This window comes from Arthrobacter pascens (assembly GCF_030816475.1).
GTDB classification, from domain to species: domain Bacteria; phylum Actinomycetota; class Actinomycetes; order Actinomycetales; family Micrococcaceae; genus Arthrobacter; species Arthrobacter pascens_B.
In genome coordinates this window covers 475,057-489,823 of the sequence record NZ_JAUSXF010000001.1, presented here as the reverse complement: position 1 = coordinate 489,823, position 14,767 = coordinate 475,057, and the positions used below count along the sequence as shown (strand labels likewise).

The window sequence follows — 14,767 nt, the reverse complement described above, 5'->3', positions numbered from 1 at the left end:
AAAGGACCAGAAATGGCCATCACTGTCACAGATCCCCGGCCAATCGACCGCGCGGAGGAGATCCTCACCCCCAAGGCCCTGGCGTTCCTGGAGGAACTCCACCAGCGCTTCGCCGGTACCCGCAACGAGCTCCTCGCCGCCCGCCGGGTTAAGCGCCAGCGGGTTGCGGAGACCGGCAAGCTGGACTTCCTGCCGGAGACCAGGGACGTGCGCGACGGCGAATGGCAGGTTGCGCCGGCGCCCACGGCCCTGCAGGACCGCCGGGTAGAAATGACCGGCCCGGCGTCTCCAGCGAAAATGGCCATCAACGCACTGAATTCGGGGGCGAAGGTATGGCTGGCCGACCTGGAGGATGCCAGCACGCCCACCTGGACCAACGTCATCGACTCCATCCTCAACCTCCGTGACGCAGCCCAGGGCACGCTCAGCTACACCTCAGACGAAGGCAAGCAGTACGCCCTGCGCACCGACGCTCCGCTGGCAGTCGTGGTGGCCCGGCCCCGTGGCTGGCACATGCCGGAAAAGCATCTGCTCATCGACGGGGAACCTGCCGTCGGGGCGCTCGTTGACTTTGGCCTGCACTTCTTCCACGTTGCCAAGCAACTGGTCCTCAACGGTCACGGCCCGTACTACTACCTGCCCAAGATGGAAAGCCACCTTGAGGCCCGGCTGTGGAACGAGATCTTTGTCTTCGCGCAGGATTTCCTGGGCCTTAACCAGCGCACCGTCCGTGCCACCGTACTGATCGAAACCATCCCGGCAGCCTTTGAGATGGACGAAATCCTCTACGAACTCAGGGATCACGCCTCCGGCCTGAACGCCGGCCGCTGGGACTACCTGTTCAGCATCATCAAGTACTTCCGCGACGCCGGCGAGGAATTTGTGCTCCCCGACCGCGCCTCGGTTGCCATGACCGCTCCTTTCATGCGGGCCTACACCGAGCTGCTGGTCAAGACCTGCCACCAACGGGGGGCCTTCGCGATGGGCGGCATGGCCGCGGTCATCCCCAACCGACGGCACCCCGAGGTCACGGAGGCGGCCTTCGCCAAAGTCCGCGCAGACAAGACCCGCGAAGCCAACGACGGCTTCGACGGTTCCTGGGTTGCCCATCCTGACCTCGTCCCCGTCTGCCGCGAAGTCTTCGATGGCGTCCTCGGCGACCCCGAAAATGGAGGCCGCCCCAACCAGCTGGACAAGCAGCGGCCCGAGGTTTCCGTCACCGCTGACCAGCTGCTGGACATCGCCTCGGCCGATGGCCAGGTCACCGAGGCCGGACTGCGGCTGAACCTCTACGTCGCCGTCGCCTACACAGCCGTCTGGCTCTCCGGCAACGGGGCCGTCGCGATCCACAACCTCATGGAGGACGCCGCCACCGCGGAAATCTCCCGCTCGCAGGTCTGGCAGCAGATCCGCAACAAGTCGGTCCTGGCCGATACCGGCAACACCGTGACCCGGGAGCTGGTGGAGCGCATTTTGGGCGAGGAAACGGAACGTCTCCGCACCGAGTTCGGGGATGAAGCCTTCCGTCGCTACTACCAGCCGGCCAGCGAACTGATCGCGGACATCTGCCTGTCCGAGGATTACACCGATTTCCTCACTACCCCGGCCTACGAACTGGTGGGCTGAGTCATGGCGCCATCCCCGACCCAGGCGCTCAGCGCCGCGGACCTTGCCAGGATCGACGGCCAGCTGGCCGAAACCGACCGCCAGCTGGAGCTGCGCTACCCGGGTGACGACGGTTCCCGCCAGCCCGTCCATACCGTCTACGTCCCGGCGGACCGCTTCACGCCGTCGCTCGCGGCGGACTGGGGAGAGCAGGCCGTCAGGACCGCGGAGGCGCACGGGGGCCTGGAACGGCTTGGCTGGCTGCTGGGTCAATCACTTGCCCTCGGCGCCGCTGTCGCCTCCCGGGTAGCGAACAAGCTGGCAAACGAACCGATCGAGGACCTGCGCCTGGACTTCGAGGACGGCTACGGCAACCGCGGTGACGATGCAGAGGACGCCGACGCCGTTGCTGCCGCCGGCATGGTTGCCGACGCCGTCGCCGCAGGCACAGCGCCGCCCTATATCGGGATCCGTTTCAAGTGCTTCGAGGCCGCCACGCGTACCCGGGGCCTGAGGACGTTGGACCTGTTCGTCTCCGCGCTGGCTTCCGCAGGAGAGCTGCCGCGCGGCCTGGTGCTGACAATGCCCAAGGTCACCACCGTGGCCCAGGTCCAGGCCATGGACTACGCCGTCGCCCGCCTGGAGGAAGTCCATGGCCTGCCCCACGGCCGGCTGCGGTTCGAGGTGCAGGTGGAAACGCCGCAGCTCATCCTCGGCCCGGACGGAACCTCGCCGGTGGCAAAGCTTGCACACGTCGTTCCCGGACGCATCAGCGCCCTGCATTATGGCACCTACGACTACAGCGCCTCGCTGCAGATCTCGGCCGAATACCAGTCCATGGAGCATCCCGTCGCCGACTTCGCCAAGGAAACCATGCAGCTGGCCGTGGCCGGAACCGGGATCCGCCTCTCGGACGGCTCCACCAACATCATCCCTGCGGGGGACAACGTCGAGGACGCCTGGCGGCTCCACGGCCGGCTGGTGCAGCGCTCCCTGGAGCGTGGCTTCTACCAGGGCTGGGACCTGCACCCTGCCCAGCTGCCCAGCCGCTTTGCCGCCACGTACGGGTTTTACCGGCAGGGACTTCCGGCAGCAACGGCACGGCTTCGCAACTATGTGGAGCAGACTGAAGGCGGAGTCATGGATGAGCCGGCGACCGCCCGGGCACTCGCGGCGTTTGTGCTGCGCGGCGTCCAGTGCGGCGCCGTCGGCGCCGACGAGGTCCAGGCGCTCGCCGGCGTGGGGCTGTCCCGGCTCACGGGGCTGGCACACCCGGGGCTCGCCGCGAAATCCTCGCCACAGACTTCAACAACACAAACCTCTACAGCGCAGCCTTCACCAGCGCAGGGTTCATCAACACAGGGAGCAGATTCATGAGCACCTATTTTTCCCCCGAGGGCGGACTGCCGCCGCAGACCCAGCTCCTCACCGACCGTGCCGTGGTCAAGGAGGCCTACACGGTCATCCCCAAGGGCGTGCTCCGAGATATCGTCACATCCAACCTGCCGGGCTGGGACAAGACCCGGTCCTGGATCATCGCCCGCCCCATCGCGGGATTCGCCACCACCTTCAGCCAGCTCATCGTGGAGGTGGCACCCGGCGGCGGAAGCGACAGGCCTGAGGCGGAGGCCGGCGTCGAGGGCGTCATCTTCCTGACGAAGGGTTCGCTGAACCTGACGCTCGACGGCGAGATCCACCGCCTGGAGGCCGGGGGCTACGCCTACCTGGCTGCGGGCTCCGACTGGAAGGTCAGGAACGACGCGCCAGCTGGCGGGGAGGCAGCCTCTTTCCATTGGGTCCGCAAGGCGTACGAAGTGCTTGAGGGACATACAGCCAAATCGTTCGTCACCCGCGACCAGGACGTGGAGCCCCGTCCGATGCCCGGCACCAACGGCGCCTGGGCCACCACCCGGTTCGTGGACCCTGACGATCTGGCGCATGACATGCACGTCAATATCGTCACGTTCCAGCCTGGCGCGTCCATCCCCTTCGCCGAAACGCACGTGATGGAGCACGGACTGTTCGTTCTGGAAGGAAAGGCTGTCTACCGCCTCAACGACGACTGGGTGGAAGTGGAGGCCGGCGACTTCATGTGGCTCCGGGCCTTCTGCCCGCAGGCCTGCTACGCCGGCGGTCCCGGTCCCTTCAGGTACCTCCTCTACAAAGACGTCAACCGTCAGATCCGCCTGACGTAGGACCGGGGGCCAACGCCCGACGCCGGATCCGTGGACCACCTGGCCTTGACCCCGTTCCAGGGCCCGAGGAGCATGGTGGTACCGCGCCGTTGAGCCGCCGTGGCGCAGGACGGCACTAACGATCTGAGCCATGTCCGGAGCCAGGCTGGCACGTTCGAGGTTGCGGATGGCGGCTGCTTTGTCCGCGGCCTTGCTGGCGTGCTCAGTATTGGGCGGATGCACCGACGATCCCCGCCCGCCCGACGAGCAGGAGACGGCCGCGCGATACGCCCGGCTGGAGGATTTCAGCCGCCGGATGCTGGAGGACGGCGCCCCGGCAGTGCTGATTGAAGTCCGGCACGGCGGGGAAGTGTGGTCGCACGGGGCCGGCGTCCGGAACCTGGACACCAAGGAGCCCGCGCTCGCGTCCGATCAGTTCGAGGTGGCAAGCATCACCAAATCCATGGTGGCGGTATCGGTCCTGAAACTTGCCGAAGAGGGCCGGCTGAGCCTTGACGAACAGGTCAGCGCCTACCTGCCGGAATTCGGCGAGGTTCTCCACCCGCCTGGGCCGGTCACGGTTCGCCAACTGCTGACCCACACGTCCGGCCTGCCCGACTTCTTCGTTCCCCTGATGAGGTCCGGACCGCCGCAGGACATCCTGAACAGGCCCCTTAGCCTGGAGCAGCAGCTCGCCCTGGCCGCCACGGTGCCCTGGGAGCCGCGGCTGGCCCAAGGGTTCGAGTACTCCAGTTCCAACTATTCTGCCCTGGGCCTGATCGTCCAACGGCTCCGGGGCCGGGGGATTGCCGAGGTCCTGAAAGCCGACATCGCAGATCCCCTTGGCCTCGAAAACACACACCTGCCCGCCGGCACGGCTGCGCCGGCCACCATGGTTCACGGGTACATCATGGTGGACGGCAAGCGCGTGGATGTCACACAGCCGGCGCTGCTGTCCGAGCTGGCGCCGGGAGGAGCCGTGTCCACTGTCGAAGAGGTCAACATCTTCTACGCTGCACTCCTTCAGGGCAAGCTCCTGTCCCCCGGGACAGTGATGGAGATGCGGGGACCGGACAGGGAAAGCTACGGCCAGGGCCTGTCGAAGTGGCAGGACAGCTGCACCAACCGGTTCTACTACGGCCACCGGGGAGACATCGACGGCTATGGGACTGTCTCCATGACCAGTGAGGACGGCACCCGCCAGCTCACCCTGGCCGTTACGTACCCGCCGGATCCGCCCACGCTGGAAGCCAACCCCCTGATCTCCGAAATGGAGGCTGTGGCGACCGAGACGTTGAACGGCTGGTGCTGAGCGGCCGGTACTGAAAACGGGGGCTGCCCGCTGCAGGGTGTTGCCTACCGGCTGCAGGCAGGGAAGCATACAAGCATGTTGACTATCGGAACCACGGTCCTTGGAGTGGAAGACGTTGCCCGTGCCACCGCGTTCTGGTGCGATGCCCTGGGCTATGTCCCCCGTGAAGACGGCGATGACACCTGGGTGGTCCTGGTCCCGCACGCAGGCGGCGGCGCCCGGCTCGCCCTGATGCTCAGCGAGACCCCGGTGCAGGAGCACCCGCGAATCCATTTGGACCTCTATGCAGACCACCAGGACGCCGAGGTGGCCCGCCTCCTCGACCTCGGGGCCACCATTGTGGACTGGGATCTCTACCCGGAGGACCCAGATTTCATCGTGCTGGCCGATCCCGACGGGAACCGCTTCTGCGTGGTGGACGTGGGCAAGGCGTAAACCCGGTCCACCGCTCCGTTCCAGGGCCTCAGCACACAACGCGGGGTCACTTACCGCCCATTGTGCCGTGCATGATGGGCCGTAAGTGACCCCGCGTTGCTGTCCCGGGCAGTCAGTCCCAGGGCTTGAGGACCACCTTGATGCAGCCGTCTTCCTTCTTCTGGAATTTCTCGTACAGGGCGGGCGCCTCATCCAGCGTCCCCCGGTGGGTGACCAGGTCCATCACACCCAGCGGATCGGCGTCGTCCTCCACCAGTGGAAGCAGCTCATCGGTCCACCGGCGGACGTTGCACTGGCCCATGCGCAACTGGACCTGCTTGTCGAACATGCTCAGGAGCGGCATGGGGCTTGCCTGTCCTCCGTACACGCCGCTGAGCGAGACGGTGCCGCCGCGGCGTACTGCGGCGATGGCGGTATGCAGCGCCGCCAGTCGGTCCGCGCCTGCTGTTTCCATCGCCTTTCGCGCGAGCTTGTCCGGCAGCAGACCCAGCGCCTGGTGGGCGAAGCCTGCCACCGGGGATCCGTGGGCTTCCATGCCGACGGCGTCCAGCACCGCGTCGGGCCCCCTTCCGTCCGTCATCTCCCGCAGTTCGTCCGCCACGTCCTTGCTGTAGTCCAGGGTTTCGGTCCCGTGCCGGGCTGCCATGAGCCGGCGCTCCGGAACGGGATCGACTCCCACAACGCGCAGGCCACGATGAATTCCGATGCGGGCAGCGAACTGGCCTACCGGGCCCAGCCCGAGGACCGCCAGGGTGCCCCCGAGAGCAACGTCGGCGTACTCCACGGCCTGCCAGGCGGTGGGAAGGATGTCGGAGAGGAAAAGGTAGCGTTCATCGGGCAGCTCCTGGCCTACCTTCACCGGGCCGTAGTCGGCATACGGCACCCGCAGGTACTGGGCCTGGCCGCCGGGAACAGAGCCGTACAGTTCGGAGTAGCCGAACAGGGCGGCACCTGTCCCCTTGTCCCTGACCTGCGTGGTTTCACATTGGGATTGGAGCCCCTGCCGGCACATGTAGCAATGTCCGCAAGAGATATTGAAAGGGATGACCACCCGGTCGCCTTGCCGAAGGCTGGTGACGCGGCTGCCCACCTCTTCTACGACGCCCATCGGTTCGTGACCGATGATGTCCCCCTTGTGCATGTACGGGGCGAGGACTTCGTACAGGTGCAGGTCTGAACCACAGATCGCTGTGGAGGTGATCCTCACGATGGCGTCCCCGGGATCCTGGATCACCGGATCGGGCACATCCTCCGCGCTCACTGAACGCTTTCCCTGCCACGTAAGGGCCTTCATATCTGCCTCCCAGTGTGCCGCCGGCGACTTGCCTGTGATTCGACGCTAACAACTCCACAGGAAAAAAGTAAGCAAACTTATGACATTCCTTGTGGTGATGAGCCAACGCTCCTAGCGTAGGAAGGGAACTGTTTCTGCCCAGCGAAAAAACGAGAGAGGACTTGTCATGACGCTCTATCAGCCGGAACCTGTCGAGATTTCCACCCGGATGCGGCCCGGCGAATGGACCGAAGCCAGCCTGGAGGAACTGATTACCACTTACCGAGCGAAGATTCTGGCCATGGGCGCGACCGTCTACGAGGTGGTTACCGAGGTGGAGCGGAACGACGACGGCTCCGTCGAGGTGGCCGTGTCATGGGCGAAACCAGCAGTGGCGGATGAAAGCGTGGCGGAAAGTATGGGCGAGCCGGGCACAGTGCAGTCAGGCCCGTGATTCCAGCGCAAGCAGTCGGCCGATGACGCTCGAATGCAGGCTGGCCAGAAGCTGGCGCGGCCCTTCGTAGACCTCGATGGCACCCGCATTGGTCAGTTCGGCGGCGCTCCTGCCGCCGCAGCTGAATCCGACCGCCGGAATGCCCAGCGCCCCAGCGGCCTGCATATCCCACACGGCGTCGCCCACGTACACGGTATTGGACGCTTCAAGGCTGGCGGCCTTCAAAGCGGCGACCAGGATGTCCGGCGCGGGCTTGCTGGCCTTCGCGTCATTGGCGCTGGTGGCGGCGTGGATGAATGCGTCCGAATCCAAAGCCCTCCTGGCGGCCTCCAGGTCCTGTTTGCGCGCGGAGGATGCGAGCACAACCGCAAGCCCGCCTGCATGGCACTGCGCCAGAAGTTCCTTAGATCCGTCAAAAGGGCGTAGCTGCGTCCATCTCGCGGCGAAAAGTGCAGCATGGCTGGTGAGGATTTCGTCGTCGACGGCCTTATCGCGGCTCGCAGGGAGGAGGGTATCCACCAGCCGCCTCCCGCCCATCCCCACGCAATAGTGGATGGAGGCCATGGGCACATCATGCCCCTGTTGGCGGAACGCCTGCCACCATGCGAGCGTATGGAGGTAGGCCGAATCGACCAATGTGCCGTCCACGTCAAACAGGACCCCGCGCCGCCGCCAGGTGCCCGCCTGTCCGTCGCCGCCGAACGCCATCAGCTGACCGCGGCCCTGGCTCCTGACATCTTCCTGCCGCGGGGACGGGCATCCTCTTTGGCGGACGGCACGCCGCGCACGCCATCCCTGATGATGGATCCCGCCCCGTCACGGCTGCGGTCACGAATCAAGCCTGTCCCTGCAATCTCCCGAGCCATCGCCACTCCAGCCACGGCGGCACGCTTGGTGGGAAATGTCACCGAAATGGCCATCAGGCTTCCTGATCCATCCAGCATCCTGATCCGGTAGCCACCGTCAGGCGCATCTACCAGTTCGAAATATCCGGCCATTACAACCACCTCCGTCAGTCACGGCGCAGTGCTTGTTGGAAGCGCTCATGAAGTGTTAGTAAGTATACTTACTTACTGCTTCAAGGAGAAGTCCTGCGCCCCCATGCACGCCTTACGTCACTTTTTCCCTCGCCGGAGGAATGGGCGTATCACTCCTGCGTACCGTATCGTGATGGAGCTCCAGGGCGCTGGTCACCAGCCCGAAGTGGCTGAATGCCTGTGGGGTATTGCCAAGCTGCCGGCCCGCCCTGACCGCCCATTCCTCGCTCAGCATGCCCACATCGTTGCGCAATTCCAGCAGGCGTTCGAAGAGTTCGGTTGCTTCCCGACGGCGGCCCGCGCCGAGGAGCGCCTCCACCATCCAGAAGGAACAGGCAAGGAATACGCCCTCGTCCCCCGGGAGTCCGTCGTCGCTCTCCGCTGGACGGTAACGCAGCACAAAACCGTCCTCGGTGAGCTCGCGCTGGATCGCGTCGATGGTCCCCACGACTCTCGGATCGTCCGGGGGCAGGAACCCGACCCGGGGAATGAGCAGGAGGCTGGCATCCAGTTCGGGACGTCCGTACGCCTGGACAAAGGTGTTGCGTGCGGCGTCGAATCCGTTGGCCATCACCTCGCGGTGGATGGTCTCCCGGAGTGCCTCCCAGCGCTCAACGGGGCCCGGCAATCCCAACTCCCGGACTCCCTTCACCATCCGGTCGGCGGCAACCCAGGCCATGACCTTGGAGTGGGTGAAATGGCGGCGTGGCCCGCGCATTTCCCAGAGTCCGTTGTCCGGCCGGTCCCAGATGGTCTCGAGATGCTGCATCAGCGTCACCTGCAGGTCCCAGGCCTCGTCCGTATGTTTAAGCAGCGAATTGCGCGTCAACGCCAGGCAATCGAGGACTTCACCCCACACATCGAGTTGGAGCTGCTCCGCCGCGCCATTTCCGATCCGCACTGGAGTCGAATTCTCATACCCGGCAAGCCAGGGCAGCTCCATCTCGGGCAGCCTCCGTTCACCGTGGATGCCGTACATGATCTGCAGGTCCGCGGGGTCGCCTGCCACGGCACGCAGCAGCCAGTCGCGCCACGCAGCGGCCTCATCGGTGTACCCGGCCGCCAGGAGCGCCTGGAGCGTCATGGTGGCGTCCCGGAGCCAGCAGTACCGGTAGTCCCAGTTCCGGGGTCCGCCGAGCTGTTCGGGCAGGGATGTTGTCACCGCGGCCACGATGCCGCCGGTGGGGGCGTAGGTCAGAGCCTTCAGTGTCACCAGCGAACGCATGACGGCGTCCTGATAGTTTCCCTTGAAGGTGCACTGGGAGGCCCAGCTGCGCCAAAAGGCCAAGGTTGTTTCAAGCACTTTTTCGGCATCGACGCTGTGCGGGCGGTCAACGTGGCTTGGCGCCCAGGTCAGCACGAAAGGCACACGTTCCCCGGCCCGGACAGTGAAGTCGCTGATGGTGCGCATGCTCTCCCCATGGATGGGCGCCTTAGTAACGAAATAGGCTGCATCCGGGCCGGCGATTGCGTGCAGGCCATGCTTGTCCCTGCGGACCCACGGAACTATGTGGCCGTAGTCGAACCTGAGTGCCAGCTCGCCGTACATCCTGACGCTTCCGCTGACGCCTTCCACGATCCGCACAATATCCGCCACCTCGTCGCGCGGGGGCATGAAATCAATGACGCGGACCGTCCCGTCGCGGGTTTCCCACTCAGTCTCCAGGACCAGTGTTCCGGGAACGTAGTCGCGTCGGGTGCAGGTGCCGCCCTCCGCCGGGGCCAGCAGCCAGCGTCCGGCCTCCGGAGTGTCCAGGAGGGCATTGAAACAGGCCGGGGAGTCGAAGCGCGGCAGGCAAAGCCAGTCGATGGAACCGGCCGTGCTCACCAGCGCAGCCGTGTGGAGGTCGCCGACGACAGCATAATCTTCAATTCGCGCCATCCCCATACACTGTCACATGATTCCGGGAGGCAGCTGGGCAAAGAGGTGTAGCCTGAAATCAGGGTAATGCAGCTGCCGAAACATAGTGGCACTGGCCGTCTGCCAAGCCGGGCGTAGGGTCCGGTTTGTGCCTGGTACAGCAAGCCATGTACAGCAGGACCGGAGGCATCCATGGAACAGGCTTCGCGCACAGGGTCCATCATGGAGAAGATCCAGGACCTCCTCCTGGACACCCAGGACGTTGAGGACTTCCTCAACGAACTTGCCCGTTTCACCGCCGAGAACCTCTCAGGGCCGCGTGGCGAAGTGCTCTGTGGCATCACACTGCTGCGGCACCGGACTGCAGCCACCGTGGCCAGCAGCAGCGAACGGGCACGACAGCTGGACGAGCTCCAGTACAACTACGGCGACGGGCCCTGCCTCCGCTGTGCCCGGCAGGGGGTGCTGGTGCATATCCCCGACTTCCAGACAGAGACCCTTTGGCCTGACTACTCGGCAACGGTACTGGAACACGGCATCCGCTCTGTACTGGCGGTCCCCTTTGAACTGGCCGGCGATGAGGCCCGGGCAGGGCTCAACCTTTATTCGGATCGGCCGCATGCCTTCGATGCCAGTGCTGTGGAGCATGCAGTCAGCTATGTGGCACAGGCCTCTAAGGGACTATCCCTGGCCGTTCGGATCGCCCAGCACTCGGATGCCGCGAATAACCTCAAGGCAGCACTTGATTCCCGTACCGTGATTGACACCGCCGTGGGCATCATCATCGCCCAAAACCGCTGCAGCCAGGACGAGGCCATTGAGCTCATCAAATCCGCATCGAGCACCCGGAACGTGAAACTCAGGGAAGTGGCCGCCGCGATAGTGGAATCGGCCGGCAGTGGCCCGCTGAAGACCCACTTCAGCTGACTTGGGGATCCACATCGGCACGTCCGGCTGGAGCTACGACCACTGGGAGAACGTGCTCTATCCTCCCGGGCTTCCGGCCAGGGACAGGCTGCAGCACTATGCAGCCAGGTTCGGCACTGTTGAGCTGAATGCAAGCTTCTACCGCTGGCCACGGGACACGTCGTTCGCCAGCTGGCGCAGCCGGCTCCCTCCGGGCTTCATGATGTCCGTCAAAGCCCCGCGCGGGCTGACGCATGGCAGGAAGCTGTACGGACCGGAAGTATGGCTGGAGCGGATTGCCCGGTGCTGGCATGAGCTGGGAGACAAACGCGCCGTCCTGCTGGTCCAGCTGCCGCCGCAGATGGAGCGGGACGATGCCAGGCTGGACTACTTCCTCTCCGCTGTGCCCGGGTGGATCCGCGTCGCCGTCGAATTCCGGCATCCGAGCTGGGAGCACCAGGAGGTGTTCAGCCTGCTGGAGCGGCACCAGGCGGCCTATTGCATCATGAGCGGGGCCAACCTCCCGTGCATTCTGCGGACGACCGCTCCGTTTGCCTACGTTCGGCTGCACGGTCCGGACCACCAGCACCTGTACGGCGGATCGTATTCCGATGCCGACCTGGGCTGGTGGACGGACCGGATCCGCGAATGGAACGGACAGGGCAAGGATGTGTTTGTGTACTTCAACAACGACGGCGGCGGGAACGCCGTCCGGAACGCCGAAACACTGCGCGGGTTCCTGGGCGAAGGTTGACGAAGCCATGGTGCTGCCGCCCGCCCGGCAGCCCACCGCACATCCGTCCGCGCTGTGGCAGAGTGGGGGGATGGACAGGGCCCCGAAAAACTCATCACACCATGCAGCGGGAAACGCGCCCCTAGGCACGTCAGAGGACACGGCACGCAGCGCACCACCAAGCACAGCCGTCTCCGGTAACCACGCTTTCCGGCTGGCGCACCGGCTTTCCGACGTCGTCAACGGCGCCCGCATCCAGCTGGTCAGGCGCTGGAACTTTGTTCCCCAGACCATCGCCTACCAGGGGTATGGATCCACCGGCTGGGTCCGGGTCCTGGGCCGCGTTCTGTTGACCAGGAAACCCGCTCCCGGCAGCCACGCGGAGCACGCCGCCCGCAACGGCACACAGAACGTGCGCGGCTGGCGGGCCTTTACCAGTGTTCCTGTGCAGTTCACGAATGTGGAGATCACCATCGGCGACGTCGTGACGCAGGTCAAGGCGGACCGGGGCGGTCTCATTGACACCGTGGTTGAGGTCCAGCTCTCCCCGGGTTGGCACACCGCAGTCCTGCAGGCAGAAGGCACCGAGCCGGCCGAGGCCCTGATCAGGGTCATTGCCCCCGACGTGAAGTTTGGCATCGTCTCCGACATTGACGACACAGTGATGGTCACCGCGCTTCCCCGCCCGTTCCTGGCTCTGTGGAACACCTTCGTGCTGAGCGAACGCGCCCGGATGGCCACTCCCGGGATGGCCGTCCTGCTGGACCGGCTGACCATTGAACACCCGGACGCGCCGGTGATTTACCTTTCCACCGGGCCCTGGAATGCGGCCCCCACTCTGGCGCGGTTCCTGAACCGCAACATGTACCCTGCCGGAGCCCTGCTGCTCACGGACTGGGGACTCACCCAGGACCGGTGGTTCCGCAGCGGGCGCGAACACAAGCACCTGAACCTGGAGCGCCTCGCCAAGGAATTCCCCGACATGCGCTGGCTCCTGATCGGTGACAACGGCCAGCACGACGAGCAGATCTATTCGGGCTTCGCCCAGGAGCATGCGGACAAGGTGGCTGCCATCGCGATCCGGCAGCTTTCCATCAGCGAGTCGGTATTCGCCGGCGGCCACTCGGAAACCGGCGACCACAGCGCCTCCGTGGTGCCGTGGATCTACTCACCGGACGGAGCCGGAATGGCGAAGCAACTGAGCACCCTTGACCTCCTCTGAGACCGGCAAACTAGGCTGAGGCATCCAGCGCGGGGACGCCGTCGTCGGGGGCTTCCGATTCAACAGGGTCCAGTTCAACAGGGTCCGGCCCCATGGCGCGGGCGACGGCGACAACCGCGGATGCGGCAAGGTTCCGTTCCTCGATGAGTTCCTGAAGCCAGAAATAGGACGCCTTTGGTGTCCGTTCCAGGGTTTGGAAGTCCACGTGCAGCAGGCCGAAGGGCTGGTTGTAGCCGGCGGACCATTCGAAGTTGTCCATCAGCGACCACACGTAGTAGCCGCGCAGGTCGATCGCTTCGGCCTCGCCGCCCGGGGCCGTCGCCCGCAGCGCGGCCTCGATGTGGTCTGAAAGGTACTTCAGCCTCCGCTCGTCCGGGATGAAGGTCCTGTTGGTCGCTTCGTCGCGGACGATGATGTCCTCGAAGCTCGCGCCTCCCTCGGTGAGGATGACCGGCGGCAGGTTGGGATAGCGTTCGGCCATTTCCTTCAGCGCCACTCCCATGTAGTCCGGCTTGACCGGCCAGCCGTAGGCCGTGGTGTCCGCTTCCGGCCAGGCTTCAACATGGAAAGGGGTCCCGCCGGACGCCGCCGTAAGGTCGTCCCCCATTGCTTCCGCCATCCCGGCGGGAATAACACCCTCGCCGGCTCCTACCGCCACCTTGGTGGGCATGTAATAGTTGAGCCCGTAGAAGTCCAGCGGCTGGGAGATGATCTCCATATCCTCGTCCGGATGCTCAAAGGAGCCAAAAAAATGTGCGGCCCGGATGAGGTCCGGATATCTGCCCAGGAGCACCGGATCCGCATAGAGCCGGTTCTGGGCGAGGTCCATAATGCCGGCGCTCAGCTTGTCCAGGGGATTGATCGAGTTGGGAACCATTGGCGAATACACATTCGTCATGCCGATCTCGCCGGGCACGCCTGCAGCCCGCAAGGCCTGGACGGCGAGGCCGTGGCCCAGCAGCTGGTGATGCACGGTGGGCAATGCCTTGAGCAACAGTGCCTCACCGGGCGAGTGCAGGCCCAGTGCGTAGCCGTTGGTGGTGACGGTGGCGGGCTCATTGATCGTCACCCACCGTGCCACCCTGTCGCCGTAGGCTGCGGCGGCGATGGCGGCGAACTCGGCGAGGCGGTAGGCAGTGTCCCGGTTGAGCCAGCCGCCGGCGTCGTCCAGTGCCAGCGGCGTATCCCAATGGTAGATCGTCATCATCGGGGAGATTCCGCTGGCCAGCAGCTCGTCGAGGAGCCGGTCGTAGAAGGCCAGTCCCGCGGGGTTCACCGGACCGCTGCCCGTGGGCTGGATCCTGGGCCAGGACAGGGAGAACCGGTAGGAATCAACGCCCAGCTGCTTCATGAGGGCCACATCCTCCGGCATGCGGTGGTAGTGGTCGCACGCCACGGCGGGGCTGCCGCCGCCCACGATGGCCCCGGGCTTGGCGGAGAAGACGTCCCAGCCAGCAGGACCCCGTCCATCCTCATCGAGGGCACCCTCGATCTGGAATGCGGCGGTACCCACGCCTAGCGTGAAGTCCGGCGGGATGAGCGCTGCCAGCTCCTTGGCGGTGATATGCATGGTGGAATCAGCCCCTAGTGACGGAGGAAAAGTTGCCGGCGGAGTCGATGACCCCGATATCCGCACCATATCCTCGCACGACTCCCGATCCTCCTGGCGTGAACATGGCCGGCTCCTTTGCTGATCTCCCCTAAGGGTAAGTCTCAGAATGGCATATGCCGGAGCTGCTGACGAGGGCATCAGTT

Annotated in this window: 14 protein-coding genes; 9 read left to right on the top strand and 5 right to left on the bottom strand. The window is 65.1% G+C overall.

Annotated features, from left to right (window positions below; all coding sequences use genetic code 11):
- Positions 1-12 precede the first annotated feature (12 nt).
- From aceB to QFZ40_RS02220, 5 genes are all read left to right on the top strand, one after another.
- The gene (aceB, locus tag QFZ40_RS02240) at positions 13-1,626 is read left to right on the top strand and encodes a malate synthase A (protein ID WP_306902620.1); all 1,614 of its coding nucleotides are present in this window, start codon (positions 13-15) and stop codon (positions 1,624-1,626) included.
- A gap of 3 nt (positions 1,627-1,629) precedes the next feature.
- On the top strand, positions 1,630-2,982 hold the full coding sequence (locus QFZ40_RS02235) for a DUF6986 family protein (protein WP_306902619.1): 1,353 nt from the start codon (positions 1,630-1,632) through the stop codon (positions 2,980-2,982).
- Complete coding sequence (locus QFZ40_RS02230) at positions 2,979-3,800, top strand: bifunctional allantoicase/(S)-ureidoglycine aminohydrolase (RefSeq protein ID WP_306902618.1); 822 nt, start codon at positions 2,979-2,981, stop codon at positions 3,798-3,800. The genes QFZ40_RS02235 and QFZ40_RS02230 overlap by 4 nt, the downstream gene beginning before the upstream one ends.
- A 130-nt stretch (positions 3,801-3,930) precedes the next feature.
- Positions 3,931-5,091 carry a serine hydrolase domain-containing protein gene (locus tag QFZ40_RS02225; protein WP_306902617.1) on the top strand — a complete coding sequence of 387 codons (1,161 nt, stop codon included), beginning with the start codon at positions 3,931-3,933 and terminating at the stop codon, positions 5,089-5,091.
- Between the two features lie 75 nt (positions 5,092-5,166).
- Positions 5,167-5,526, top strand: coding sequence for a VOC family protein (locus QFZ40_RS02220; protein ID WP_306902616.1), 360 nt, complete (start codon positions 5,167-5,169; stop codon positions 5,524-5,526).
- A gap of 112 nt (positions 5,527-5,638) precedes the next feature.
- On the opposite strand, the gene QFZ40_RS02215 is transcribed toward QFZ40_RS02220, so the two are convergent.
- Positions 5,639-6,820, bottom strand: a complete 1,182-nt coding sequence (locus tag QFZ40_RS02215) for a zinc-dependent alcohol dehydrogenase (protein WP_306902615.1) — start codon at positions 6,818-6,820, stop codon at positions 5,639-5,641.
- Positions 6,821-6,986: 166 nt separating this feature from the next.
- Here QFZ40_RS02215 and QFZ40_RS02210 point away from each other — a divergent pair, with 166 nt between their 5' ends.
- On the top strand, positions 6,987-7,253 hold the full coding sequence (locus tag QFZ40_RS02210; RefSeq protein WP_306902613.1) for a hypothetical protein: 267 nt from the start codon (positions 6,987-6,989) through the stop codon (positions 7,251-7,253).
- Here QFZ40_RS02210 and QFZ40_RS02205 read toward each other — a convergent pair.
- The 3 genes from QFZ40_RS02205 to QFZ40_RS02195 all read right to left on the bottom strand — a co-directional run bounded on the left by QFZ40_RS02205 (position 7,242) and on the right by QFZ40_RS02195 (position 10,172).
- Positions 7,242-7,961 carry an HAD family hydrolase gene (locus tag QFZ40_RS02205; protein WP_306902611.1) on the bottom strand — a complete coding sequence of 240 codons (720 nt, stop codon included), beginning with the start codon at positions 7,959-7,961 and terminating at the stop codon, positions 7,242-7,244. The two genes, QFZ40_RS02210 and QFZ40_RS02205, sit on opposite strands and share 12 nt — an antisense overlap.
- A complete protein-coding gene (locus tag QFZ40_RS02200; RefSeq protein WP_306902610.1) occupies positions 7,961-8,251 on the bottom strand; it encodes a hypothetical protein in 291 nt (96 codons plus the stop codon). The genes QFZ40_RS02205 and QFZ40_RS02200 overlap by 1 nt, the downstream gene beginning before the upstream one ends.
- Before the next feature lie 112 nt (positions 8,252-8,363).
- Positions 8,364-10,172 carry a glycoside hydrolase family 15 protein gene (locus tag QFZ40_RS02195; protein WP_306902609.1) on the bottom strand — a complete coding sequence of 603 codons (1,809 nt, stop codon included), beginning with the start codon at positions 10,170-10,172 and terminating at the stop codon, positions 8,364-8,366.
- 171 nt (positions 10,173-10,343) lie between these two features.
- Between QFZ40_RS02195 and QFZ40_RS02190 the strand changes: the two genes are divergently transcribed.
- The 3 genes from QFZ40_RS02190 (at position 10,344) to QFZ40_RS02180 (ending at position 13,012) form a co-directional block, all read left to right on the top strand.
- Positions 10,344-11,078 carry a GAF and ANTAR domain-containing protein gene (locus QFZ40_RS02190; RefSeq protein WP_306902608.1) on the top strand — a complete coding sequence of 245 codons (735 nt, stop codon included), beginning with the start codon at positions 10,344-10,346 and terminating at the stop codon, positions 11,076-11,078.
- Position 11,079: 1 nt separating this feature from the next.
- The gene (locus tag QFZ40_RS02185; RefSeq protein WP_306902607.1) at positions 11,080-11,811 is read left to right on the top strand and encodes a DUF72 domain-containing protein; all 732 of its coding nucleotides are present in this window, start codon (positions 11,080-11,082) and stop codon (positions 11,809-11,811) included.
- Positions 11,812-11,881: 70 nt separating this feature from the next.
- Complete coding sequence (locus tag QFZ40_RS02180) at positions 11,882-13,012, top strand: App1 family protein (RefSeq protein ID WP_306902606.1); 1,131 nt, start codon at positions 11,882-11,884, stop codon at positions 13,010-13,012.
- A gap of 10 nt (positions 13,013-13,022) precedes the next feature.
- Here QFZ40_RS02180 and QFZ40_RS02175 read toward each other — a convergent pair whose 3' ends face one another.
- The gene (locus QFZ40_RS02175) at positions 13,023-14,582 is read right to left on the bottom strand and encodes a glycoside hydrolase family 1 protein (protein WP_306902605.1); all 1,560 of its coding nucleotides are present in this window, start codon (positions 14,580-14,582) and stop codon (positions 13,023-13,025) included.
- Positions 14,583-14,767 lie beyond the last annotated feature (185 nt).

Bases quoted from the DNA above. Each gene is read 5' to 3' on its own strand.
- aceB (WP_306902620.1), top strand. From the start codon at position 13: ATGGCCATCACTGTCACAGATCCCCGGCCAATCGACCGCGCGGAGGAG.
- QFZ40_RS02235 (WP_306902619.1), top strand. From the start codon at position 1,630: ATGGCGCCATCCCCGACCCAGGCGCTCAGCGCCGCGGACCTTGCCAGG.
- QFZ40_RS02230 (WP_306902618.1), top strand. From the start codon at position 2,979: ATGAGCACCTATTTTTCCCCCGAGGGCGGACTGCCGCCGCAGACCCAG.
- QFZ40_RS02225 (WP_306902617.1), top strand. From the start codon at position 3,931: ATGTCCGGAGCCAGGCTGGCACGTTCGAGGTTGCGGATGGCGGCTGCT.
- QFZ40_RS02220 (WP_306902616.1), top strand. From the start codon at position 5,167: ATGTTGACTATCGGAACCACGGTCCTTGGAGTGGAAGACGTTGCCCGT.
- QFZ40_RS02215 (WP_306902615.1), bottom strand. From the start codon at position 6,820: ATGAAGGCCCTTACGTGGCAGGGAAAGCGTTCAGTGAGCGCGGAGGAT.
- QFZ40_RS02210 (WP_306902613.1), top strand. From the start codon at position 6,987: ATGACGCTCTATCAGCCGGAACCTGTCGAGATTTCCACCCGGATGCGG.
- QFZ40_RS02205 (WP_306902611.1), bottom strand. From the start codon at position 7,961: ATGGCGTTCGGCGGCGACGGACAGGCGGGCACCTGGCGGCGGCGCGGG.
- QFZ40_RS02200 (WP_306902610.1), bottom strand. From the start codon at position 8,251: ATGGCCGGATATTTCGAACTGGTAGATGCGCCTGACGGTGGCTACCGG.
- QFZ40_RS02195 (WP_306902609.1), bottom strand. From the start codon at position 10,172: ATGGCGCGAATTGAAGATTATGCTGTCGTCGGCGACCTCCACACGGCT.
- QFZ40_RS02190 (WP_306902608.1), top strand. From the start codon at position 10,344: ATGGAACAGGCTTCGCGCACAGGGTCCATCATGGAGAAGATCCAGGAC.
- QFZ40_RS02180 (WP_306902606.1), top strand. From the start codon at position 11,882: ATGGACAGGGCCCCGAAAAACTCATCACACCATGCAGCGGGAAACGCG.
- QFZ40_RS02175 (WP_306902605.1), bottom strand. From the start codon at position 14,582: ATGCATATCACCGCCAAGGAGCTGGCAGCGCTCATCCCGCCGGACTTC.